Annotated in this window: 14 protein-coding genes; 3 read left to right on the top strand and 11 right to left on the bottom strand. The window is 68.2% G+C overall.

The features are described from left to right. Nucleotides 1-66: 66 nt before the first annotated feature. On the bottom strand, nucleotides 67-1206 hold the full coding sequence (locus tag FQY83_RS12615; RefSeq protein ID WP_146388314.1) for a helix-turn-helix transcriptional regulator: 1140 nt from the start codon (nucleotides 1204-1206) through the stop codon (nucleotides 67-69). A gap of 301 nt (nucleotides 1207-1507) precedes the next feature. Between FQY83_RS12615 and FQY83_RS12620 the strand changes: the two genes are divergently transcribed. Further along, the gene (locus FQY83_RS12620) at nucleotides 1508-1708 is read left to right on the top strand and encodes a hypothetical protein (RefSeq protein ID WP_146388315.1); all 201 of its coding nucleotides are present in this window, start codon (nucleotides 1508-1510) and stop codon (nucleotides 1706-1708) included. 102 nt (nucleotides 1709-1810) lie between these two features. Here the strand turns inward: FQY83_RS12620 and uvrD are convergent, their stop codons facing one another. From uvrD to FQY83_RS12655, 7 genes are all read right to left on the bottom strand, one after another. Further along, on the bottom strand, nucleotides 1811-3991 hold the full coding sequence (gene uvrD / locus FQY83_RS12625) for a DNA helicase II (RefSeq protein ID WP_146388316.1): 2181 nt from the start codon (nucleotides 3989-3991) through the stop codon (nucleotides 1811-1813). Between the two features lie 124 nt (nucleotides 3992-4115). After that, nucleotides 4116-4817: a DUF6445 family protein gene (locus FQY83_RS12630; RefSeq protein ID WP_146388317.1), complete on the bottom strand. Its 702-nt coding sequence runs from the start codon at nucleotides 4815-4817 to the stop codon at nucleotides 4116-4118. Between the two features lie 7 nt (nucleotides 4818-4824). Continuing rightward, nucleotides 4825-6456 carry a tryptophan halogenase family protein gene (locus FQY83_RS12635; protein WP_146388318.1) on the bottom strand — a complete coding sequence of 544 codons (1632 nt, stop codon included), beginning with the start codon at nucleotides 6454-6456 and terminating at the stop codon, nucleotides 4825-4827. A 93-nt stretch (nucleotides 6457-6549) separates the two neighbouring features. Beyond that, entirely contained in the window at nucleotides 6550-7572 is a 1023-nt protein-coding gene (locus FQY83_RS12640; protein WP_146388319.1) for a cupin-like domain-containing protein, read from the bottom strand. Between the two features lie 2 nt (nucleotides 7573-7574). Then, a complete protein-coding gene (locus tag FQY83_RS12645) occupies nucleotides 7575-8321 on the bottom strand; it encodes a SapC family protein (RefSeq protein ID WP_146388320.1) in 747 nt (248 codons plus the stop codon). 320 nt (nucleotides 8322-8641) lie between these two features. Further along, on the bottom strand, nucleotides 8642-11860 hold the full coding sequence (locus tag FQY83_RS12650) for a TonB-dependent receptor (RefSeq protein WP_146388321.1): 3219 nt from the start codon (nucleotides 11858-11860) through the stop codon (nucleotides 8642-8644). Between the two features lie 691 nt (nucleotides 11861-12551). After that, a complete protein-coding gene (locus FQY83_RS12655; RefSeq protein ID WP_146388322.1) occupies nucleotides 12552-13202 on the bottom strand; it encodes a TIGR00645 family protein in 651 nt (216 codons plus the stop codon). Between the two features lie 357 nt (nucleotides 13203-13559). On the opposite strand from FQY83_RS12655, the gene FQY83_RS12660 reads away from it, so the two are divergent. Next, entirely contained in the window at nucleotides 13560-15023 is a 1464-nt protein-coding gene (locus FQY83_RS12660) for an MFS transporter (protein ID WP_146388323.1), read from the top strand. Between the two features lie 217 nt (nucleotides 15024-15240). Here the strand turns inward: FQY83_RS12660 and FQY83_RS12665 are convergent, their stop codons facing one another. From FQY83_RS12665 to FQY83_RS12675, 3 genes are all read right to left on the bottom strand, one after another. Further along, the gene (locus FQY83_RS12665) at nucleotides 15241-16260 is read right to left on the bottom strand and encodes a cupin-like domain-containing protein (protein ID WP_146388324.1); all 1020 of its coding nucleotides are present in this window, start codon (nucleotides 16258-16260) and stop codon (nucleotides 15241-15243) included. A gap of 104 nt (nucleotides 16261-16364) precedes the next feature. Beyond that, entirely contained in the window at nucleotides 16365-19427 is a 3063-nt protein-coding gene (locus FQY83_RS12670) for a TonB-dependent receptor (RefSeq protein WP_146388325.1), read from the bottom strand. A 230-nt stretch (nucleotides 19428-19657) separates the two neighbouring features. Then, nucleotides 19658-20668 carry a LacI family DNA-binding transcriptional regulator gene (locus FQY83_RS12675; protein WP_146388326.1) on the bottom strand — a complete coding sequence of 337 codons (1011 nt, stop codon included), beginning with the start codon at nucleotides 20666-20668 and terminating at the stop codon, nucleotides 19658-19660. A gap of 271 nt (nucleotides 20669-20939) precedes the next feature. Between FQY83_RS12675 and FQY83_RS12680 the strand changes: the two genes are divergently transcribed. Next, on the top strand, nucleotides 20940-23528 hold the full coding sequence (locus FQY83_RS12680) for a glycoside hydrolase family 3 protein (RefSeq protein ID WP_146388327.1): 2589 nt from the start codon (nucleotides 20940-20942) through the stop codon (nucleotides 23526-23528). Nucleotides 23529-23583: the final 55 nt, after the last annotated feature.

The raw sequence follows: 23583 nt of genomic DNA on the forward strand, positions 1-23583 counted from the left end.
TCGCGCATCGCTTCCGAAGGCGTCCATCATGCACGAGCGCCCGTCGCGCGCGCGGCACGCAGCGTTTCAGCACAGGTTGCGCAACAGCGCGACCAGTTCCGCCTGCCGGCCGACGCCGGTCTTGGCGAACACCTGCTTGAGGTACTGGCGCGCCGTGCCTTCGGCGATGCCCAGCCGCGTGGACGCGAGCGCCAGCGGGCTGCCGTCGCGCAGCGCCATCGCCAGTTCGGCTTCGCGCGGGGTCAACGCGAACAGCGCCACCAGCGCCCGGGTACTGCCCGCGGGCGGGCGATCGGGATCGCGCAGCAGCACGATCGCGGCGTCGGCGAAATCGGACAGCCCGTGCCGATGCGCCACCGCGGTCGCCGGCGCCACGCTGGCCAGCAACGGCCGCCGCGGCGCATCCCGCGGAATCGCAAGCCGGGGATCGGCCCACTCCGGCGCGGCCGCGCCGCGCGCATCCGGCGACTGCAGGCGCGTTGCGACCGTGAGCGCGGACGCGACCAGCGCCTGCAGCCTGCGATCGTCGTAGGCGCGGGTCGCATGCAGCGCGCCGGCGTCGAGGCGGATACCGTCGCCATCGGCGAGCAGGTTCCACGCCTGCGGATTGAGGTAGCGCACGCGCCGCGCGCGATCGACGATGAGCACGGCCTCGTGCATCGCGTCCAGCGCGGCATGCGCCTGGTCGAGCGAAGCCTGCAGCGCCTGCATGCGCGCGCGGATGCGGAAGCCATTGTGGATATGCAGCAGCAGCGGCTGCAGCGCCGTGCATTCGGCATCGGCGAAGTCGCGCGTGCGCGTCGCGTCGCGGCAGATCGCGATCGCCGCCCGGCCATCCTCGACGCCCCACGGGAACGCCAGTGCATACCCGCCGTGCAGGGGCCGCACGAACTGCTGGTACACCTGCGTGCGCATCAGGTCGCGGATCGGGAAATAGTCCGACATGCGGTGCACCCTGCGCGAGGGCATCCTCGCCAACGGGTTGTCGTAGAGGGTGGTGGCCGCGAGCTGCCGGGCGAGCGGCTCCATGCCCGCGTCCATCCGGCTGATGTGCATGGTCAGCTTCGGTCCGCGCGCCTCGGACAGCACCGCGTGTTCGGCGCCGGCCAGATCGCGCACCTGGTCCAGCCAGCCGCGCTCGGCATCCTCGTCGAACATCGACGCGTAGACCTGTCCGATCGCTTCGAGCAGTGTCCCCGGATCCATCGCGACACTCACGTTTGGGAGTAGCGGACGCCTTCCGGAGTTTCCTACAACATCCGCGACGACGCCAGTTCCGCGCCGCGGACCCGTGGCCGCCCCGATTCCCGTCCGTCGTTCGCCTCCAGGGAGCGCATCGACGCGCCGCCGCACGTCGCAAGGAGCACCCATGCACGTTTCTTTCGCGAACATGTCCCGCCGCCGCGTCGTGATCCGGCCCGCCCTCGCCCTTCCCGCCCCCCGTCACGTGCTGCCGGCGACGGCAGGCACGCTGCGCGACGGCGCGGAGCGATGACACGCATGTCGCATGCGGAAGCGCTGGCGGCGGAGCCGAGCCCCGTGGTCGGATTCGACGCGGCGACGCGCGCCCGGCTACCTCGCCGACCTCGCGGTGCTGTCGCAGGACGTGCTCGACGAAGCCGCGGTCCCGGCGCAGGACCTGCCGAAGACGCGCAGCCTGCTGACCGTGATCGGCGGTGATGTCGTCTGGCACGATCCAGCGTTCTGACCGCACCGCGTAGGAGCGCCTTCAGGCGCGATGCTCTTTTCTCGATTTCCCCGGAAACGCATCACGCCTGAAGGCGCTCCTACGCGAGCCAGGACGGAGGGATCACGCCGGGGACAGATTGGCGTAGGCCAGCACCAGCCACTTGCTCCCGGCCTCGTCGAAGTTCACCTGCACGCGCGCATGCGCGCCGCTGCCTTCGAGGTCGGTGACCACGCCGCTGCCGAACTTCGCGTGCACGACGTTCTGGCCGAGCCTGAGGCCCGGGGATTCGTCGAGCGCGGCGTGGCCCCAGTCGCGGCGCGGGCGCGGCGCGAACGCGGGCCGCGAGACCTGCACGCGCGGGCGCACCTCGTGCAGCAGCGGCGACGGGATCTCGCGCAGGAAGCGCGAGGGCACGCCGTACATGTCCTGGCCGTGCAGGCGCCGCGATTCGGCGTAGCTGAGCACCAGCTTCTGCCGCGCGCGGGTGATGCCGACGTAGGCCAGGCGCCGCTCTTCCTCCAGCCGCCCGCTTTCCTCGACCGAGCGCGCGTTCGGGAACAGGCCTTCCTCCATGCCGGCGAGGAACACCAGCGGAAACTCCAGGCCCTTGGCACTGTGCAGGGTCATCAGCTGCACGCCGTCCTCACCGGCCTGCGCCTGCCCCTCGCCCGCCTCCAGCGCGGCGTAGGCGAGGAAGGCGACCAGCTCGCTCAGCTGCGCGGCATCGTCCTCGTCGCCCTTGACGAAGCGCGAGGCCACCGAGACCAGCTCGTCGAGGTTGTCGACGCGCGAATCCGCGGCGCCCTTGGACTCGTTGGTGTAGTGCAGGCGCAGGCCCGAGCGCAGCAGCACGTGGTCGATCTTGTCCTTGAGCGGCAGTTCGGCGACCTCGCCGTCGAGTGCGTCGACCAGCGCATGGAAGCCCGCCAGCGCGTTGCGCGCGCGCGCCTGCAGCGCATTGCCCTGCTGCACGCGCAGCGACGCTTCCCACAGCGACACGCCGGCGCCGCGCGCCAGCCGCCGCACCTCGTCGAGCGTGCGCTCGCCGATGCCGCGCGCGGGCGTGTTGACCGCGCGTTCGAACGCCGCGTCGTCGCCGCGGTTCGCCACCAGTCGCAGGTAGGCGAGCGTGTCCTTGACCTCGGCGCGCTCGAAGAAGCGCACGCCGCCGTAGACGCGGTACGGCACCTGCTCGGCCAGCAGCGTTTCCTCGAACGCGCGCGACTGCGCGTTGCTGCGGTAGAGCACGGCGCATTCGCCGTGGCTGCCGCCGCCCTGCACCCACTGCGCGATGCGCTCGACCACGAAGCGCGCCTCGTCGATCTCGTTGTAGGCCGCGTACAGGTCGATCGGCTCGCCTTCGCCGCTGTCGGTCCACAGCTGTTTTCCGAGGCGCTCCGGGTTGTGCGCGATCACCGCGTTCGCGGCATTGAGGATGTTGGCGCTGGAGCGGTAGTTCTGCTCCAGCCGGATCGTCCGCGCACCCGGGAAGTCTCGCAGGAAACGCTGCATGTTCTCGACCTTGGCGCCGCGCCAGCCGTAGATCGACTGGTCGTCGTCGCCGACCACGAACACTTGCCCGCTGTCGCCCGCCAGCAGGCGGACGAAGCCGTACTGGATGGCGTTGGTGTCCTGGAACTCGTCCACCAGCAGCTGCCCGAAGCGCTGCCGGTAGTGCGCCAGCAGCGGCGGGTGGTCGCGCAGCAGCTCGTGCGCGCGCAGCAGGATCTCGGCGAAGTCCACCAGCCCGGCGCGGTCGCAGCGCTCCTGGTACAGCACGTAGCTCTTGAGCATCACCTCCGACCACTCGTCGCCGCCGGACTGGATATGCTGCGGCCGCCGCCCCTCGTCCTTCTGCGCGTTGATCCACCACGCGATCTGCCGCGGCGGGAAGCGCGCGTCGTCGAACTCCAGCTGCTGCACGACGCGCTTGACCAGGCGCAGCTGGTCGTCGCTGTCGAGGATCTGGAAGCCTTCCGGCAGCTTCGCGTCCTGCCAGTGCAGGCGCAGCAGCCGGTGGGCGAGGCCGTGGAAGGTGCCGATCCACAGGCCGCGCGAGCCGTGGCGCAGCTGCGCGTCGATGCGGTGGCGCATCTCGGCGGCGGCCTTGTTGGTGAAGGTCACCGCGAAGATGCCGTGCGCGGGCACCCCGACCACCTCGTTGAGCCAGGCGATGCGGTGGGTGAGCACGCGGGTCTTGCCGCTGCCGGCGCCGGCGAGGACGAGGTAGTGGCCTGGGGGGGCGGAAACGGCTTCGCGCTGGGCCGGATTCAGCCCGTCGAGCAGGTGCGAGACATCCATGCGCGCATTCTACCGGGGCGCCGGGGCGCGAGGTTCCGTCGCCGTCGTCCCCGCGACGAAGAAATGCCGTCATCCCCGCCCTCGCGGGGATGACGGCATCTTCATGTCGCGGACGCGGGATCCGTCAGGACAGCACGTCGATGAAACTGTTGATCGACAGCCGCCCGGCCTGCACGTCGGCCGGCGGCACCCGATGGCTGTCGATGTTGCCCGAATGCAGCGAGTTGCGCCGGTAGACCACCAGGCGGTTGTACACGCCGTCGACGCTGCCGATCTGTTCGAACAAGGCGGAATCCCCATTGATATAACCCGGGTCGGTCGCGTCCTCTCGCCGGCTCTCTTCCTGCAGGGCCTGGTAGTAGGTCTGATGGCGCGCCGCGTCCACATACTCGAAGCCGGTGGCGCGATGGCGGTAGAAGGCGGTGCCGCCCCAGTTCCCACGGAACAGGTAATGCATCGTGGCCAGGCCATTGGCCTGCACCGAATCGATGTGCGGTACGCGCTGCAGGAAAACCAGTTGCTCCGGTGGCAGGGTCACCAGCGAGTAGTGGCACAGCGGGAAGGTGAGCCGCCCCTGCGGCGGCAACCCGAAGTGTTCAGCCAACAGTGGCCGGATCAGCTGCTCCAGGAACACTTCATAGGAAATCGGCGCGCGGATCCGCACACCCGGGAACATCGCCCCCTGAGACGTGAAGTGGCCGCGCTCGGCCTTGCGCACAAGCCGCTCGGGATCTGCCACTGCCTGGTCGATGACCAGCAGCGGCGCCCCTTCCGCGCCGATCCGCCGTACCTGAAGGCGCAGTCCGGGGTGCGCCTGGATCAGCATCTGCGCGTCACCTGGTCAGGTCTCCGCCGACGCCCGCGACCTTGCCGGTCACCCGCTCATGCTGCCGGGCGCGTGCGTACATCTGTTCCCAGGCCGAGGCTGGGGCCTTGCAGTAGCTGTCGAGGAACTGCTGGTGGCTCGGCATGGCCGCCACCGCGCCATCGATCGGCTTGCGCACACCCTCGAGCAGGCGCTTGAGATCGGCGTCCGACAGCGCGCGGGTCAGCGGATGGTGGTTTTGGGGCACCACGCCCTGGCCGAGCATGCAGTGGGTCCAGGAGTCGAGGCGGAACAGCTCGTCCTCCCCCTGCCACGCGTAGCCGGTCTCACGGAACACCTGGATACGTTCGGCCAGGCCCGGCGGCAGTTCCATTTCGCGGCACTGCTTCCACAGGGGCTCGTCGCGCTGGTTGAGGTGGTAATGCAGCACGATGAAGTCGCGGACGTGCTCCAGCTCCTGGCGGCTGACCTGGTTGTAGCGGTCCACCGCCGCCTCGCTGATGCCCTCGAACGGGAAGAACTGCACCAGGCGGGTGACCGCGCTCAGGGTCAGGTGGATGCTGGTGGACTCCAGCGGCTCGATGAAGCCGCTCGCCAGACCCAGCGCGATCACGTTCTTGTTCCAGGCCTTGCGCCGGCGGCCGGTGCGGAACGGGATGATCCACGGGTCGCGCAGCGGCTTGGCCGGATTCTCGGCGAGCAGTTTGGCGGTCGCCTCGTCGTCGGACATGTGCGCATCGGAAAACACGATGCCGCACCCGATCCGGTGCTGCAGCGCGATCTTCCAGTGCCAGCCGGCCTCGTGCGCGATCGCGCGCGTGTATGGCGCCGCCGGCCCATCGGCTTCGGTCTGCAGCGCCACCGCGCGGTTGCTGGGCAGCCAGTGGTTCCAGTCCTCGTAGCCGGTGTGCAGCGCCTGCTCGCTCAGCACCGCGCGTGCGCCGGTGCAGTCGATGAACAGGTCGCCCTCGATGACCTGCCCGTCCTCCAGCACCAGCGACTGCACGTGGCCGCTCTCCGGATCCTGGTGTACCTGGGCGATCTTGCCCTCGATGCGCTTGAGTCCGCTGCCCTCGCACTTGATGCGCATGAACGCGGCATACAGCCCGGCGTCGAAATGATAGGCATAGCTCACATCGCTACGCTCCATCGCCGTGGCCGCCTTGGCCCAGCGCATCGACCACTGCTGGGTGTTCTGGCCGGCATTGAACAGGGCGAAGCGGTCCTTGCGCGCGGCGGCGGTTTCCAGGCAGTAGTCGCCCAGTTCGCTCTGCATGCCGCGGCGGCGGCTTTCCAGCCAGAATTGGTGGAAGTCGACCGACCAGGTGTTCACGCCGGTGGTGCCGAACGGATGGAAGTAGTGCGAACCCGGACGGATCCAGTTCTCGAACGAGATCGCCAGCTTGAAGCTGCCGGCGACCGAGCTGAGGAACTCGCGCTCGTCGATCTGCAGCAGCTTGTGGAAGGTGCGGATGGTGGGGATCGTGGACTCGCCCACGCCGACGGTGCCGACCTGCTCCGACTCGACCAGGGTGATGTCCAGCAGGTCGCGGAACTGGTGGGTCAACGCGCACGCCGCCACCCAGCCCGCGGTGCCGCCACCGGCGATGACCACCCTGCGGATCCGGTTCTTTTCCAAGATACCCCTCCATTCAAGGGCCCGCCGCGAAGGCGGCTGGCCAGGTAACGACGTCGCACCAGCGCGGCGCCGGAATCCGCTGCCCACGGGCGGTCAGCGGTTGAGTCTGGACAGCAACGCCGCGCGCATGCGCCGGGCGGCGGTTTCATCGAACGGACCCAGCTCGCCGCGGCCCTGCTCGGGCAGGTGCGCACCGGCCAGCCCGGCCGGGCCGAACACGTAGTACTCGAACAGCTCCCGCCATGCACGCTTCTCGTGCTCGGGGCGATCGCGGATGGACCACAGCGCCATGTTCAGCGCGTGCATCGGCGTGGGGATCCACTCCGGCATGCTGCTCCACCAGTAGTTGACCAGCACGGTGAACGGATCCAGTCCCTTCACGTGGTGCCACCACAGGCTGGGAATGAAGATCGCATCACCCGGCTCCAGCACGACGGTCTGGCCGGCCTCCATCGCCGCAGCGAAGCGCGGGAAGCGCTCCAGGTCCGGGGCGTCGAAATCCACCACGCTCACCGCCTGGCCGCCCGGCGTGGGCTGCAGCGGCCCCGGATACAGGTTGTGCACCTGCTCCGGCGGGAACACGGTGAAGCGGCGACGGCCGACCGCGCAGCAGGCGATGTTGTTCGGCGCGTCGTAGTGGCAGGAGGCGGTCACCCGGTTGCCGATCCAGATACTGGGCGGAGCGGAAACGCCGTGCCGCTCCAGGCCCAGGTCGTTGCCCTCCCGCAACGCCGGCAGGCAGTAGTCGAGCAGCAGCGAGGCCATGTAATAGGTCGGCGGCGCCGGGTCGTCCAGGTACGAAGCCAGCTCGTCGAGCACCTGGTCCAGGGTGCCGCGCCGCACCTGGCAGTTCAGGGCGGTGAAATCGTCGTTGTAGAACGGCCTGCCGGCAGTGGCCGGCTCGCCCCAGTTGTACTGCACCGGACGCCCGTTGTAGCTGGCACGCAACTGCGCCATTGCCGCTTGCGGCGATTCCAGCCCGGCCTGCACCAGGCTCCACTGGCGAGCCACGCCCGGAAGCACGGTGGGCAGGTTCTCGGCAATGAGGCGATCGACCGGCAAGGTCCCGGCGCTGAAACCCTCCAAGACACGCACCTTGGGCAGCCGGTCAAACATGCTCAGGCCGCCCGGCCCGCTGCCTGTGCGTGCAGCCTGCTCTGCTTCTCGGCGACCAGCCGCTGCATGTTGTGCAGCGAGGACACCAGCAGGTAGACGCCTTCCAGCCAGCCGGCGCTGTGCAGTTGGTGCAACTGGGTGGCGTCCAGCGCGGCCAGGCGCTCGCGGTCGATGCCGTACAGGCCTTCGAGGTTGATCTGGCTGTCGTCGTCGAAACGCACGTCCAGTTGCACCGGCTGGATCAGCTCCAGGCGCTCCAGCTCTGCGTACATGGTCTTGGCCGCGCCGGCGCCGGCGTGCAGCCCGCGCAGCACCCGGATCACCTTTTCCAGGTACGGGCTATGGCCGCCCTGCGGTGCGAACACCGGGTGGCCGTGGCCATCGCGCACGCGCGGATGATCCAGGTCGACGTGCAGCACCGGCTCGTTGCGCAGCTCGCCGTCGACCATCTGCTCCTGGAAACCGATCAGGAACGGACCACGCGCGATCACCGCCGGCAGGTAGTTGGCCTGCCATGCCTCATCGCGCAGGTACAGGTTCTCGTTCGGCCCGAAGCCGAGCAGTGCGACGGCATGGAACGAGCCGTCGGAATCCTTGCGGAAGAAAATCGGGTATTCGCGCTGCATCTCGGCGAACTCGGTCGGGAATGCCTCGACCATGCCGACGTCATCGCCGTAATCGGCGCTGAAACGCGCGGAAACGCGCAGGTGGCTGTGCGCGACGTTGTTGAGCAATTCGTAACGGGCCATTTTGGCTCCAGCAGTGCCCCGGTGTCGCGGCATCGACGCGGCCCACCGCCGCGTTCGATGCCGGTTGCGAACTCCACCATCATGCCACTGCCGCGCGCCGGAAACGAGGCGAGCGGCAGGTTGCGGGAAATAAAGGAAATCCTGTCATTTCGACCGCAGGGAGAAATCTTCCTTTTCCCTACACCGGAAACGGGATTTCTCCCTGCGGTCGAAATGACAGTTTTTTTGGATTTCCTCTCTTGGGAGATGAAAAAAGGGGCCGCTGCGCGCGCAACGGCCCCCCACTCTTCACAGCTTCCGACCCTTGGAGAGGGTTGGTATCAGAAGCTGTAACGGAGTCCCACCATGTAACGCGGGGACTGGTCGACCACGCGCACGAACTGGTTGTGCGAACGCGCGCTCCAGCGGACGTCCTCGCCGGTAAGGTTGATGGCTTCAGCCGCAATTGTCAGATTGTCGGTCAGCTGGTAGCTCACCGTCAGGTCGATCTGGTCGTACTCCTCGACGAAGTACGGATTGCGGTTGTTGCCGTTCTGGTTGGCAGCCATCAGGTACTCGTCACGCCAGTTCCAGGCCAGACGCGCCGACCAGCCGTACTTCTCGTACATCAGCACGACGTTGGCGGTATCGCTCAGACCGGTCAGGGCAAACACGTCCGTACCCGGATCGGCGGCACGATCCACGCCCACGTCACCCCTCACAAGGGTGTAGTTGGCCTGGACGCCGAAGCCAGTGTCACCGAAGAAGTACTGCCCGCCGATTTCCCAGCCGTGCAGCGTGGCAGCACGCTGGTTGATCGGGCGGTTGACGTCGAACATGTACAGCGGGTCGCCAAGGCCGGCATTGCCAATGATGTCGTACTGGGCCTCGAGCGCGAGCGATTGCGCGTTGGAACCGTCGTACGCCGCCAGGCCGCCGGTCTCGCCGGCGTAACGGATCAGCGCGGTGGCAGCGAACAGGGTGGTGTAGTCCTGCTTGCAGCCCTCGGCCGGGTCGCCACCGGCCGCCGTCACCTGGGCGGCGCACTGGGCGCTGGCCAGGAACGCGTTGGCCGCCTGTGCATCCGCACCGGTGGTCGGGTCGGCCAGGTCGTACAGGTTCTCGCGAACCACCGTGTTGCCGATGAAGTTCTTGACGCGCTTGTTCCAGTACGTCACGCCGATGAAGCTGGCCGGAGCGAAGTACCACTCCACGCCGAGGTCGACGTTGTCGGACTCGAGCGGCAGCAGCGACGGGTTCTGGGCGCTGCCCGTGGCACGGAACTGCTCGCCGTACAGGGTCGAGCCGCTCGGGCCACCTGCGCTCGGGCCGGCGTACAGGTTGCCGTACGGGGCGCGGGCGATCGTCTTGCTGAACGACGCGCGGCCCTTGATGTCGCTGGTGAAGTCGATGCTGAAGTCGAGGTTCGGCAGCAGGTAGCTGTAGCTGAAGCTCTCGTCGAACGGCATGGCTTCAGGCGAGGTCTGCACCTGGAAGTCGTTGTTCGACAGCCACGCGATGGCACCCGGCACCTGGATGACCGAAGTCGATGTCAGGTCGGTCTTCTCGTAACGCAGGCCGGCAACCGTGTAGGTCGGGAAGCCGCCAAGCATGCCCTCCATCTCCCACTGGACGTACACCGAGCGGGTCTTCTCCTGGACCAGGTTGTCATTGTCATACGTGCCGCGGACCCGCGACGAGATGCCGTCGCAACGGTTGTTCGCCGCCCACGCCGCCGGCTCGGTACCGCTGGCGCAAAGGCCTTCAGCCCACAGGGCCAGCTCGCTGGCGTTGCCGATCCACACGTTCGAACTGGCCTGGCCGACGTGGAAGTCGTCGAACTGGTCGGTGATGCTGAACGGGCGCAGCAGCGAGGCGATATCGGCGATCTGGCCGCGGTCGACCGAGCCCCAGTCACCCAGGGTCATCAGGTGCGCATGGCCGTCGACGTTCAGGCGGCGCATCTTGCTGTCGCTGGAGTCGACGCCGAACTGGAAGCGGCCGTTGTCGAACGCGAACTCACCGTCGATGCGGCCCTGCTTGACCTCGCTGTTCTGGCGGGTCGACCAGATGCGCATGATCTGGCTGCCGAAGGTCTCCGGCGCGAAGTCACCATTGACCACGCCGTTGGTGCCGGCCAGCGCGTCCGCGGTGGTCGGGTACAGCGTGCGCCATGCGATCGGCAGACCGTTGTTGAACTCGTATTCCTGGGTCCAGTTGTTGGTGCTCGGATCCGGGGCGAAGCCGCCGAAGCTGAACGCGGTGGAGCTGCCGCCGGTCACCGGGTCGTTCGGACGGCTGCTGTTCTTGGTGTTGTGGGCGTCGAAGGTCAGCGACAGGCGGTCGTTGACGTCCCACTTCACGTTCAGGCCGATCGAGTCGAGCTCGAACTTCTGCTCGTCGCGCTGCTGCTCGAAGCCGAAGTCCTTGCCGCCGCCGGCCAGGTCGCGGATGTACGACGGGGTCGCCACCAGCGGATCGCCATCGAAGGTCACGTGGGTCAGGTTGTTCTGCAGCCACAGGGTCTGCTCGCCACGATTCTGGGCGATCTCGTTGCTCGAGTGGGTGTAGTCCAGGGTGAAGACCACCGCGTCGGTCGGGGCGAACTGCAGCACTGCCTGCGCGTTGATGCGCTCGCGCTCGAAGTCCTGGTACGCGTAACGCACGTCATTGGGCATGCTGTAGAGCTGACCCACGGCCGGAGCGTTCTCGATGACCGCATCCGGGCGGAAGCGGTTGTCAGTGCCGGTCCAGCGCGCGACGTTCCAGCCGTTCTGGGTGGCCTGGACCGAGCCGCCGTGACGCTCCTGGTAGCTGGCATTCACGCTCACGCCCCAAGTCTTGTCCGGGTTGGCGTAGCTGAAGATGCCCGAGACTTCGGGGGTGAAGTCGCTGCCGAGGACCTGCGACTCGTCGGACATCGCCTTGATTCCACCGCTGGCGACGATTTCGCCGCCGGGGTGGGCGAACGGGCGCGAGGTCAGGATGTCGACCGTGGCACCGATGCCGCCGCTGGGCTGGGAGGCACGGCCGGTCTTGTACACCGTCACGCCGCTGACGGCCTCGGAGGCCAACTGGGCGAAGTTGAAGCCACGGGTACCCGAACCGATGCCGCCAATCTCGAGGCCGCCGCTGCTGAAACCGTCGGCACCCGGGATCTGGCGGCCGTTGAGGGTGACCAGGTTGTAGCCCGGGCCGAAGCCACGCGCGGTGACCTGGGCGCCTTCGCCGTCGCGGCGCTCGATCGAGATGCCGGTGATGCGCTGCAGCGACTCGGCCAGGTTGGTGTCGGGGAACTTGCCGATGTCCTCGGCGCTGATTGCGTCGACCACCCCGGGGGTGTCGCGCTTGATGTTCATCGAGTTCTCGAGGCTGTTGCGCAGCCCCGTGACGACGATCGTGTCGAGCGTGGAGGCATCGCCCGTCGTCGACTGCGTCTGCGGCGCCGCCTGTTCCGCCTGCTGCGGGTCCTGCGCGAACACCGGATTGATGACCAGCACGCCACCGACGAAGGTGAACATCGCCTTCGACTTCAATCCCTTCAACTTCTTGTGGTTCATGGAATATGTCCTCAGCACTGGATGTGAGCAAAGAAAAGCATGTCGCTTGCGCCTGGCGACGAGGCACGCCTCGCCCCTCGTGTCCGTGCGGGACTTCGAGATCTGCACACCTTCATCCGACCGCCCTCCCCGTTTGCATGACTTCAGTAGGAATTTCTTCGATGCCGCCCTTCCTCCGGGGCAACCGCGGGCCGCTGTGGCCCGCCCTTTCAGTACCTGCGCTCGACGCTGCGCCTGCATCGCGTCGGCTCGTCCGCTCCGATGCGGATCACCTGACCGCATCCAACTCCCCGGACCGCCGACCCGCCTTGACCCACTTGCCGAGACATCAGTCTTGCTCGTTGTTGTAGTTTTTGTTAGCGCTAACATCAGCGCGCAGAATTGATAGCATGTCGTTAAGAACGTGTCACTTTGCGGTGCAGCATGATGTCCGCCGGCCCAGCGACGACGCGGCCGTTGCCACGGAAACCTTCGAAACGGCACGGGAAAATGCGCTGGAATTGCAGCGTCTTTTGCGTATCCGGCCAAGCCGGAATGCGTGCGGGTTCGCAGGCACCTGCGACGCGGGGTTGTTCCGCAGACCGCCATCGCCGCAAGCGGACCTTCGAACGCTGCGGACAGCGTTCGCAGCCGCAAGGCTGAACCGCCCGGGGAACATCGCCTGGCCCCGGGCGGACAAGGTGCCCCGGATTCAGTGCCCGGCCGCGTGCTCGCGCTTGGCCGTGCTGCCGGTCATCAGCTTGTCGGTGTAGGCGATGCCCATCGCCGACAGGATGAAGGCGCCGTGGATGATCGACTGCCACATCACGCCCTCGGCGGTGACGTTGCTGCAGGTCGGCGCCGCCAGGCTCAGGCCGCCGGCGATCGCCTGCGCATGCGCCAGCGAGGCGTTGATGAACTCCGACGATCCGCAGGTCGGCAGGCCCACCTCGCCGGCCGCGATGAAGGTCTTGAGCAGGTGGATCGAGGAAATGCCGATGATCGCCATCGCCAGCTTCACCTTCAGCACGCTGGCGTTGACGTGGCTGAGCCACTCCGGCTGGTCGGGATGGTTGTGCAGCCCCAGGCGCGAGACGAAGGTCTCGTAGCCGCCGACGATCACCATCACCAGCAGGTTGGAGATCATCACCACGTCGATCAGGCCCAGCACCAGCAGCATGATCCCCTGCTCGGTCAGGCTGTTGGCGCCGTGCACCAGGTGCCACAGCTCCTTGATGAACAGGAACACGTACACGCCCTGCGCCACGATCAGGCCCAGGTAGAGCGGCAGCTGCAGCCAGCGCGAGCCGAAGATCACGTAGGCGAGTGGCGGCAGGCGCGGGGGCTGGCTGGTGGTGGACATCGGGCGGGGGAGGCCTTGGGAAAAGGAGCGCGGAGGTTAACGGTCGCGTTCCGGGCTGCCAAGACGGCCGCCGCGAACGGCAGCAACCGCATCCCGAGGCGGCCGCGCGAAATCGATGCTGCAACGCACACAAATCTTCGGAAAATCAAATGCTTGCTCCGCATCAGCGTTCATTTTCGGAGCATGTTTGACAACGTTGTCACCAGCCCTGTACAAGTTCCCGGGGGATCCGAGTCAGGGCCGCAGCGCGATGGAGAGGCGCGTTGCGCCGGGCCGGCCCGCAGGGCCGGCGGCGGCCGGGTCGCTCCCGGTCGCCGCCAGCCGATTTCTTCCACCCACTTCGCAACGGCAGGACCCATGGCCACCCATCAAACCCGCTGGTCGCAGTTCCTCGTCCTGATCACCGTGTTCTTCTTCTGGGGCTTCGTCGCCGCCAGCAACGAGATCCTGATCCCGGTCTTCAAGAACGCCTTCCACCTGAGCCAGGCGCAGAGCCAGTACGTGGCGGTGGCGTTCTACGTCGCCTACACCGTCGGCTCGATCATCTACTTCTTCACCTCCAAGCTGATCGGCGCCGACGTGCTCAACCGCATCGGCTACAAGAACGGCATCGCGCTCGGCCTGCTGATCTCGGCCATCGGCACCCTGCTGTTCTATCCGGCGGCCAACGCGGGTTCGTTCGGGCTGATGCTGTCGGGCCTGTTCATCGTCGGCCTCGGCTTCTCGCTGCAGCAGATCGCCGCCAACCCGCTGGCGATCATGATGGGCGACCCGGCCACCGGCGCGCAGCGCCTGACCATGGCCGGCGGCGTCAACAACTTCGGCACCACCATCGGGCCGCTGCTGGTGAGCCTGGCGATCTTCGGCAGCGTCGCCGCCGGCGGCACCGAGGCCAGCATCGAGGCGGTGAAGACGCCCTACCTCGTGCTCGGCGCCGCGTTCGTGCTGGTGGCGGTGTTCCTGAAGTTCTCGTCGGTGCCCAACAAGATCGACCTCGACGAGCTGGCGAACGAGGAGGCCGAGGACGCCGGCAAGCTGGTGCACAAGTCGTCGGCCTTCGCCTATCCGCAGCTGGTGCTGGGCATGCTGGCGATCTTCGTCTACGTCGGCGTCGAGGTCTCGACCATCGCCAACCTCCCGGCCTACCTGAAGCTGCCGGTGGAAGAGGGCGGCCTCGGCCTCAACACGTCGATGATCGCGCCGTTCGTGTCGCTGTACTGGGCCAGCCTGATGATCGGCCGCTGGGCCGGCGCGGCCGGCGCCTTCAGCGCGCCGCCGACGGTGAAGCTGGTGCTGACCCTGCTGCTGCCCTACCTCGCCTTCGGCGTGTTCCTGGCGGTCAACACCATCGCCGGCTACTCGGTGTCGCAGTTCCTGCTCTACGCCGCGGTGATCGTGCTGATGGTCGTGGCCACCTTCGCCAGCCGCGGCAATCCGGCGCGGATGCTGCTGATCTTCTCGCTGTGCGGCATCGCCGCGCTGCTGGTCGGCATGAACACCACCGGCATGACCAGCGTGATCGCCTTCATCAGCGTCGGCCTGTTCTGCAGCACGATGTGGCCGTGCATCTTCACCCTGGCCATCACCGGCCTGGGCCGCAACACCGGCCAAGGCAGCAGCCTGCTGATCATGATGATCATGGGCGGCGGCCTGGTCAGCTGGCTCCAGGGCTGGCTGGCCGACCACCACGGCATCCACCTGAGCTTCATCGTCGGCGTCGCCTGCTTCGCCTACCTGGCGTTCTACGCCGCACGCACGCCGGGGATCCTGCGCAGGCAGGGGATCGACCTGGACAAGCTGGCGGCGTCGGGCGGGCACTGAGCCGCCCCGCCGCGGCGATCGGCCTACCGTCCGGGATGCGGCGACGCCAGGGAAGGCCTGGACAACTCGCGCTCAGTTCGTCATCCCCGCGAAGGCGGGAATCGCTTTTCAACAGCCGAATGGCTGGTCATCCAGCGACTTCAAAGCGCTGATCGCTTGATAGCAAAGACACTGGATCCCCGCCTTCGCGGGGATCACGGCAGTTTTCAGACCTTTCCTAGCGCGCCAGCCTGCGCGCCAGATGCGCGCGCAGGTGCGATGCGCTGGCCTCGTCCAGCGGCGCGAGGGCATGGCGCGCCGCCGGCGGGATATGGCCGGCCACCGCCTCGGCGTCGAACTCGAACACGTAGTGGCGGAAGACGTCCTGCCAGATCTCGCGTTGCCCGGCAGGCAGGTCACGGATGCACAGGATTGCCGCCATCAGCGCGTTGACCGGCGCGTCCAGGTAGTCCGGCGACCGTCGCCACCAGTAGTTCACCAGCACGTTGAACGGATCCAGCGCCTCGATGTGGTGCCACCACATGCTCGGGATGAAGAGCGCGTCGCCGGCCTCGAGTTCGGCCACGACCGCGTGCCGCCACGCCTCGGCGAAGCGCGGGAACCGCGCGAGGTCGGGTGCAGTCGGGTCGACCAGGCTGACCGGCTGGCCGGCGGGCGTGAAGTCGAGCGGACCGATGTAGAGGTTCGCCAGCTGGTCCGGCGGGAACAGGATGACCCGTCGCCGACCCGCCGCGACGCAGGCGAGGTTGTCTGGCAGGTCCTGGTGGGCGGGCACGCGCGAGCGGTTGCCGATCCAGATGCTCGCCAGAGGCTGGCGCTGCCCGAGGTCGACGCCGTTCTCTGCGGCCAAGCCCGGCAGGTAGGTCTCGAGCGTGGTCGCGCCAAGGTAGATCATCGGCGCGGCCGCGTCGCTGCCATACTTGAGCAGGGTGGCGAGCGCGACGCTGATCGGGATCTGCTCGCGGCGGAAGTTGAAGCCTTCGAAGGCGTCGTCGTAGAAGATGCGCCCGCCCGCCTCCGGCGGGGCGACCGTCGCCACCGCCGGCGTGGCGTCGTTGGCGAAGCCGCGCAGATAGGCCACGGCAGCGGCATCGGAAGTCTTCGCCGCACGCACCAGCGGCCACTCCGCCACCAGTCCACGGATCACCTGCGGCCGGGTGGCCGACAGGCTCTCCTCCAGGCATTTGTCCGCCGGAGCTCCGGCAACCCTGGGCAACGCATCGATCGACTGCAGCATGTCCGTTCCGCACATTCCGATGGCGGCACGATAACCCGCGGCTGCCGCGGCGCGCGAACCGGCCGCGGCGGCGGGATTCTCCCGCACGCCGCGACCGTTCACCCCTAGAACTTGTAGCGGAGGCCGAGCATGTAGCGCGGCCCGGTCTGGGTGGCGTAGAACACCTGCCGCTCATCGCGCCCGTGCGAACGCATGGTCTCGTCGGTCAGGTTGATCGCCTCGGCGTGCAACGACAGGTTCTCGTTGACCTGGTAGCTGACGTTGACGTCCAGCTGGCCGTAATCCTCGATGTACACCGGGTTCGGCCGCCAGCTGTCGTAGGTGCTCGACAGGAAGCGATCGCGCCAGTTGTAGGCCGCACGGATCTGCCACGGCCCCTTGTCGTAGAACGCCACGAGGTTGGCCGAATCGCTCAGGCCCACCAGCGCGAACTGCTCGAAGAGGTTGTAGTCGTCGTAGGTCAGGTCGGAGTCGACGATGGTGTAGTTGGCCGACATGCCGAAGCCGCTGGCGCCGAACATGTGCTGGACGTTGAGCTCCCAGCCGTCGAGCTGCGAGGAATCCCGGTTCACCGGCACCGTGACCCGGAACACGGCCAGCGGATCGCCCGGCATCCCGGCGATGGTGCCGAGCGGCTGCCCGTCCGTACCGACGCCGGTCTGGACCACGCCCGGCGTGCCGGCGTAGTTGTCGAAGATGTAGCGACGGACGCAGCCGCGGAAATCGATCCCGCCCTCCACGCAGCCGTTGGCGATGGCCTCGTTGAAGTACGCGCCGCCCACCGGCGTGGTCAGTTCGAACGGCGAGATCTCGACGACCGAGGTGCCGATGTAGTTGTCGATGTCCTTGCGGAAGTAGCCGACCGACAGGTAGCTGCCCTCGCCGTAGTACCACTCGAACGACAGGTCGAAGTTCTTCGACTCCAGCGGCTTGAGGCCCGGATCGCCCTGCGCACCGGTGCCGCCCTCATAGGCGGCGAACGAGTCCAGCGTCTGCCCTCCCTGGATGTGGTTCCACTGCGGCCGGCCGATGCTGTGGCCGTAGCTGCCGCGCAGGATCATGCTGTCGGTGATCTCGAGGCTGAGGTCGACGCTGGGCAGCCAGTAATCGTAGCTGCCTTGCAGGGTGGTGAAGTCGGGATCGCCGAACTGCACCGAGAACTCGTTGTTGCCGGTCCACAGCAGGCCGGTCGCGATCGGCACCAGCGCGCTGGAGGTGATGTCGGTTTCCTCGTAGCGCACGCCCACCGCCACGTTGAGCGGCATGCTAAAGTCGAACGTGTTGCTCCACTGCAGGTAGGCGCTCTTTGACTTCTCCGTGGTGCGGCGGTCGGTGGAGAAGTGGTCCGGCGGCAGGTAGGCGGCCGCGTCGCCGCCGCGGGCGGCGATGGCGGCGTCGCGCAGGCGCGCGAAGTCGAACAGGAAGAACTGGCCGAAGGCATCACCGCTGCCGGGGAACTGGTCGAAGTAGCGGCTGATGTCGTCGGAGATCCACAGGTCGTCGGCGTAGTCCGCCGCGCCGCCGCCGAAGCCACCCCAGTCGTCGCGCTGGGTGAAGTGGTAGGCGGTGCGGTTCTGGACCTCGGTGTAGGCCACGCCGAAGTCCAGGCGCGAGTAGTCGGCGAAGCGGAAGGTGCCGCGCGCCTGGCCCTGGTCCACTTCAGACTTCATGTAGCTGTTGCGGAAGGAGGAGCCGGTCACCATCATCTGGTCCGCGCCCACCGTCGATACGCCGGGCGGCAGCAGCACCGACAGCACCGGGAAGTCGCCGCTGAAATCGACGTTGGTCACGCCGCGCACGAAGGCGGCGGTGCCGATCACGTTGTTGGATCCGAACGGGCTGTCTGCACCCGACTCGGCGCTCGAACTGTGGTAGTCGAACTCGAGGTCGAGGGAGTCGCTCACTTCCCAGGCGACGTTGAAGCCCAGCGACTTGTTCTCGTTCTTGGTCGCGTTGAGCGAACCGGCCATCGCCAGGTCGCCCCAGCGCGGCTCGAAGCCGGCCGGGCAGTTGTTGGCGTTGTCGCTGCCGGTCCACTGGTCGGTGGCAGGGTTGTAGCAGCCCGCGTACTCGGTGTAGCTGAGCGGAGACGCGTTCGGGCCGTCGGTCCACGAGGTTTCCGAAGCCGCGAGGTTGAACCAGGTGGACAGCTCGTGCCGGCGCGCCTGGATCCTGTTCTCGGCGTAGGTGTAGTCGAGGGTGGCGGTGACGCGGTCGGTCGGCGCCCACTGCAGCGTGGCCTGGCCGTTGGTGCGCTGGCGCTGCACCGAGTTGACGGCGTACAGCAGGTTCTGCGGGATCGAGTAGTTGTCGTCGGGCCCGGGCGGGTTGGTCGCGTTCGCCGCGGGCTCGGCCTGGGCCAGCGGGTCGCACCAGCGCCGGCAGCCGTACCAGCCGCCGGCCACGCCGCCCTCGTTGTAGCCGAAGTCGCGGTCCTGGTAGCTGCCGCTCAGGGCGATGCCGAGGCGGCCGTCGGCGAAGGTGTCGGCGAAGATGCCCGACAGTTCGCCGGTCCAGCTGTCGCCGCGCATCGGCCCGGGCAGGTTGTCGACGGACGCGTCGTGCACGGCCTTCACGCCGACATTCGCCAGCGGGCCGCTGTCGAGCGGGCGCGCGGTCTTGATGTTGATGGTGGCGCCGATGCCGCCGGTGGGCGTCGCCGCCCGGCTGGTCTTGTACACCTCAACGCCGGAGACCGATTCGGACGCCAGGTTGGCGAAGTCGAAGGCGCGCGAGTTCGAGGCGTTGGTCGCCTCGATGCTCGACGCCGGCATCTGCCGGCCGTTGAGCAGCACCAGGTTGAAGTCGGGGCCGACGCCGCGGACGGTGACCCGCGAGCCCTCGCCCATCGTGCGGTCGATCGACACGCCGCTGATGCGCTGCAGCGATTCGGCCAGGTTGGTGTCCGGGAACTTGCCGATGTCCTCGGCGACGATGCCGTCGACGACGCCCTGGGCATCGCGCTTGAGGTTCATCGACGATTCGAGACTGGCCCGGATGCCGGTCACGAAGATCGTGTCGAGCGTTTCCGGTTCCCCCTGCGCTTGCGCGACGTCCGGGGATTGCGCGGTGTCATCCGCGGTTTGCGCCGCGAGCGGCGGAGCCAGCGCCAGGAGCAGCGCCGTCGTCAACAGGCGCCGCTTGGGCGCTGCGTGCATGTGTTTCATGAACCTCCCCTCTCCAAAGGAATCACGAAAGCCGAGTTGTGGTGGCCGCGACCGGGTTGCGATCGGGTTCGTGCATTGGAAGTGAAACTGACAGCGTTGTCAACATTTGTTCGAGACAACGGTGTCGCCCGCAAAAAGGCCTGTTTTCCGCGGAAAACGATGCTGCAGCGCAGCGAAATGTCTTGTCGGACACGGCCGCGAGGCCGGGCCGGACGGGCCCTCGCCGGGGTTCAGCGCGGGCGCGGCCCGGTGGATCGCCGCAGCTGCAGCGCGTACGGCACGGTGACGATGCCGCCCTCGTCGCGGTCGCGGATCGCCTTGAGCAGCTCGACGCCGGCCAGCCGGCCCATCTCGCGCGTCGGCTGCCGCACCGTGGTGAGCGCAGGATAGATGTGGCGCGCGATCGGCGTGTCGTCGAAGCCGCATACCGAGACGTCCCCGGGCACCGACAGCCCGCGCTCGCAGATCGCGCCGATCGCGCCGGCCGCCATGTCGTCGTTGGCGGCGAAGATCGCGGTCGGCGGGTCGGGCAGGTCGAGCAGGCGGTTGGTGGCCGCGAAGCCGGAGTCGTAGGAGAACTCGCCGTCCACCACCAGCGTCTCGTCGACCGCGAGGCCGGCCTGCGCCAGTCCGTCGCGATAGCCCGCCAGCCGCCATGCGCTGGCGCCGTGCGCGGCGTGGCCCCTGATGTGGGCGATGCGCCGGTGCCCCAGCGAGGCCAGGTGCAGCATCATCTCGGCCACGGCGCTGGGCTCGTCGACGATCACGCCGATGCGGCGGTTCTCCTCGCGCGGCGAGATGCTCGCCCACGGGATGTCGAGCTCGTCCAGGCGCGCGAGCAGCGCAGCATCGTCGGTGATCGGCGGCGTCAGCACCACGCCGTCCACGCGCGTCTGCACCACCAGCGATTCGACCTTGGAGACGATGTCCTTGGCGTCGTAGACCAGCGGCGCCAGCATCAGGTTGTAGTGCTGGGCCTGGCAGGCGTCGAGCACGCCGAGCTCGACTTCCATCAGGTAGTTGCTCGACGGGTTGTCGTACAGCATCGCGACCAGGTAGGACTTGCGCCCGGCGAGGACGCGCGCGGACGGGTGCGGGCGGTACTTCAGCCGTTCGACCACCGCGCGCACGCGCTCGCGGGTCGACTCGGACACGTTCGGCTCCTCGTTGAGCACGCGCGAGACGGTCTTCATCGACACGCCCGCTTCCTCCGCCACATCCTCGATCCGTACGCGCGCCATGGTCCTGCCCGTCCTCCCCGGAAAGGCTGCGGATTCTGCCAGACGGCCACCGGCCGCCTCGTTATGGCCGTCGCGCGCGTGCGCGGCGCCCCTGGCCCTGCGTTGCGGTGCCATCGCTTCGCCCTCCGGAAGGCGCGGGTTCCCGCTTGTGCTGTGCAGCAAGCATCGCCGGCGCAGACCGGGTATGGTGCACATTCTGACAACGCTGTCATGTCGCGGCGCGCCATTGGTGCCCGCGGCACAGGCTTATGACTCCACGGGAACCGACTCCATGAGCACATCTCGCGCCTGCGTCACCGTTTCGCGCCTCTGTTCCGGCCTCGCCGCCGCGCTGCTGCTCGCCGCCTGCAGCGGCGAACGCCCGGCCCCGGCCGACGGCGCCGGCAGCGCCGAAACCGCGTCGGGCACGAACGCGGTGACGGTCGATCCGGGCAACTGGCCGCAGCCCGAGTGGCCGTTCGCGGCGGATGCGGCGCTGGAGAAGAAGGTCGACGACCTGCTGGCGTCGATGACGCTGGAGGAGAAGGTCGGCCAGATCATCCAGGGCGACATCGGCAGCCTCACCCCCGACGACGTGCGCAAGTACCGGCTCGGCTCGATCCTCGCCGGTGGCGGCTCCGATCCCGGCGGCAAGTACAACGCCAAGCCCGCCGAATGGCTGGCGCTGGCCGACGCGTTCTGGGAAGCGTCGATGGACACCAGCGGCGGCGGCAAGGCGATCCCGGTGATCTGGGGCATCGACGCGATGCACGGCCAGAGCAACATCGTCGGCGCCACCCTGTTCCCGCACAACATCGGCCTGGGCGCGACGCGCAACCCGGAGCTGCTGCGCGAGATCGCGCGCATCACCGCGATCGAGACCCGCACCACCGGCATGGAGTGGACCTTCGCGCCGACCGTCGCGGTGCCACAGGACGACCGCTGGGGCCGCGCCTACGAAGGCTATTCCGAATCGCCCGAGCTGGTGGCCAGCTACGCCGGCGTCTTCGTCGAGGGCCTGCAGGGCAAGCCCGGCAGCGACGGCTTCCTCGACGACCACCACGTCATGAGCTCGGTCAAGCACTTCCTCGGCGACGGCGGCACCAGCAACGGCAAGGACCAGGGCGATACCCAGGTCAGCGAGGCGCAGCTGCGCGACATCCACGCCGCCGGCTACGTGCCCGCGATCGCGGCCGGCGCGCAGGCGGTGATGGCCTCGTTCAACAGCTTCCACGGCGAGAAGATGCACGGCCACAAGCCGCTGATGACCGACGTGCTCAAGGAGCGGATGAGCTTCGGCGGCTTCATCGTCGGCGACTGGAACGGCCACGGCCAGGTCCGCGGCTGCAGCAACACCGACTGCGCGCAGACCTTCATCGCCGGCCTCGACATGGCGATGGCGCCCGACAGCTGGAAGGAGCTGTACGAGACCACCCTGGCGCACGCAAAGGACGGCACCCTGCCGATGGCGCGCCTCGACGACGCGGTGCGCCGCATCCTGCGCGTCAAGTTCCGCGCCAACCTGTTCGAGAAGCCGAAGCCCTCGGCGCGCGCGCTCGGCGGCAAGTTCGAACTGCTCGGCGCGCCGGAACACCGCGCGGTCGCGCGCCAGGCGGTGCGCGAGTCGCTGGTGCTGCTCAAGAACCAGGGCGGCGTGCTGCCGCTGTCGCCGAAGACGAAGCTGCTGGTCGCCGGCGACGGCGCCGACAACATGAGCAAGCAGACCGGCGGCTGGACCCTGACCTGGCAGGGCAGCGACACCCTGCGCGGGGATTTCCCCAATGCCGATACGATCTGGGACGGCCTGAAGGCCCAGGTCGCCGCCGCCGGCGGCAGCGCCGAACTGGCGGTCGACGGCAAGTACCGGGACAAGCCGGACGCCGCCGTCGTCGTGTTCGGCGAGGAGCCCTACGCCGAGTTCCAGGGCGACCTGGCGAACCTGATGTTCAAGTCGGGCAGGTCCGGCGACCTGGAGCTGATCCAGAAGCTCAAGGCCGATGGCATCCCGGTGGTCGCGGTGTTCCTGAGCGGCCGCCCGCTGTGGCTCAACCGCGAGATCAACGCCGCCGACGCCTTCGTCGCCGCGTGGCTGCCGGGCTCGGAGGGCGGCGGCGTCGCCGACGTGCTGCTGCAGGGCGCGGACGGCAAGCCGCAGCACGACTTCAAGGGCAAGCTGAGCTTCTCCTGGCCCAGGCGCGCCGACCAGTACGCCAACAACGTCGGCCAGGACAACTACGACCCGCAGTTCGCATTCGGCCACGGCCTGACCTACGCCGACAACGGCGACCTCGCCGCGCTGCCGGAGGATCCCGGCATCGACCCGAACGCGGATTCGGGCAACACCTGGTTCGAGCGCGGCGTGGCGACCACGGGCTTCACCCTGCGCCTGGTGGGCGCGGATGGGACCGCGATGGACATCGTGCATCCGGCGGCGAAGACCGCCGACGGTTCGCTGGAGATGAGCGCGATCAACCACGAGGTGCAGGAGGGCGCGCGCCTGTTCGCGTGGACCGGCGGCGGCACCGTGCAGTTGCTGTCCAACGCGCCGCTGGAGCTCACGCGCGAGACCAACGGCGACGTGCCGGTGGTCGCCACCCTGCGCGTGGACGCGCTGCCCGCCGACGGCAAGGCGGCGCTGGTCGCCGGCTGCGGCGAGGGCTGCACGGGCGAAGTCGAGATCGGCCAGGCGCTGGCGGCGCTGCCGCGCGGCGAGTGGACCCGTCTGGCGGTGCCGCTGAAGTGCCTGCGCGCGCAGGGCGCCGACACCGGCAGGCTCGACGTGCCCTTCGCGCTGCGCGCGGGCGCAGGCACGACGCTGGCGCTGACCCGCGTCGCGGCCAGCACCGACTTCGACCACAAGGTCGACTGCGCGACGAACTGAAGACTTCCTCCGCCGGGACGCGCCGATCGGGTGATCGGCCGTCCCGGTCTTTTGT

The sequence above is a fragment of the Luteimonas marina genome (assembly GCF_007859325.1).
In the GTDB taxonomy this organism is placed as follows: Bacteria; Pseudomonadota; Gammaproteobacteria; order Xanthomonadales; family Xanthomonadaceae; genus Luteimonas; species Luteimonas marina.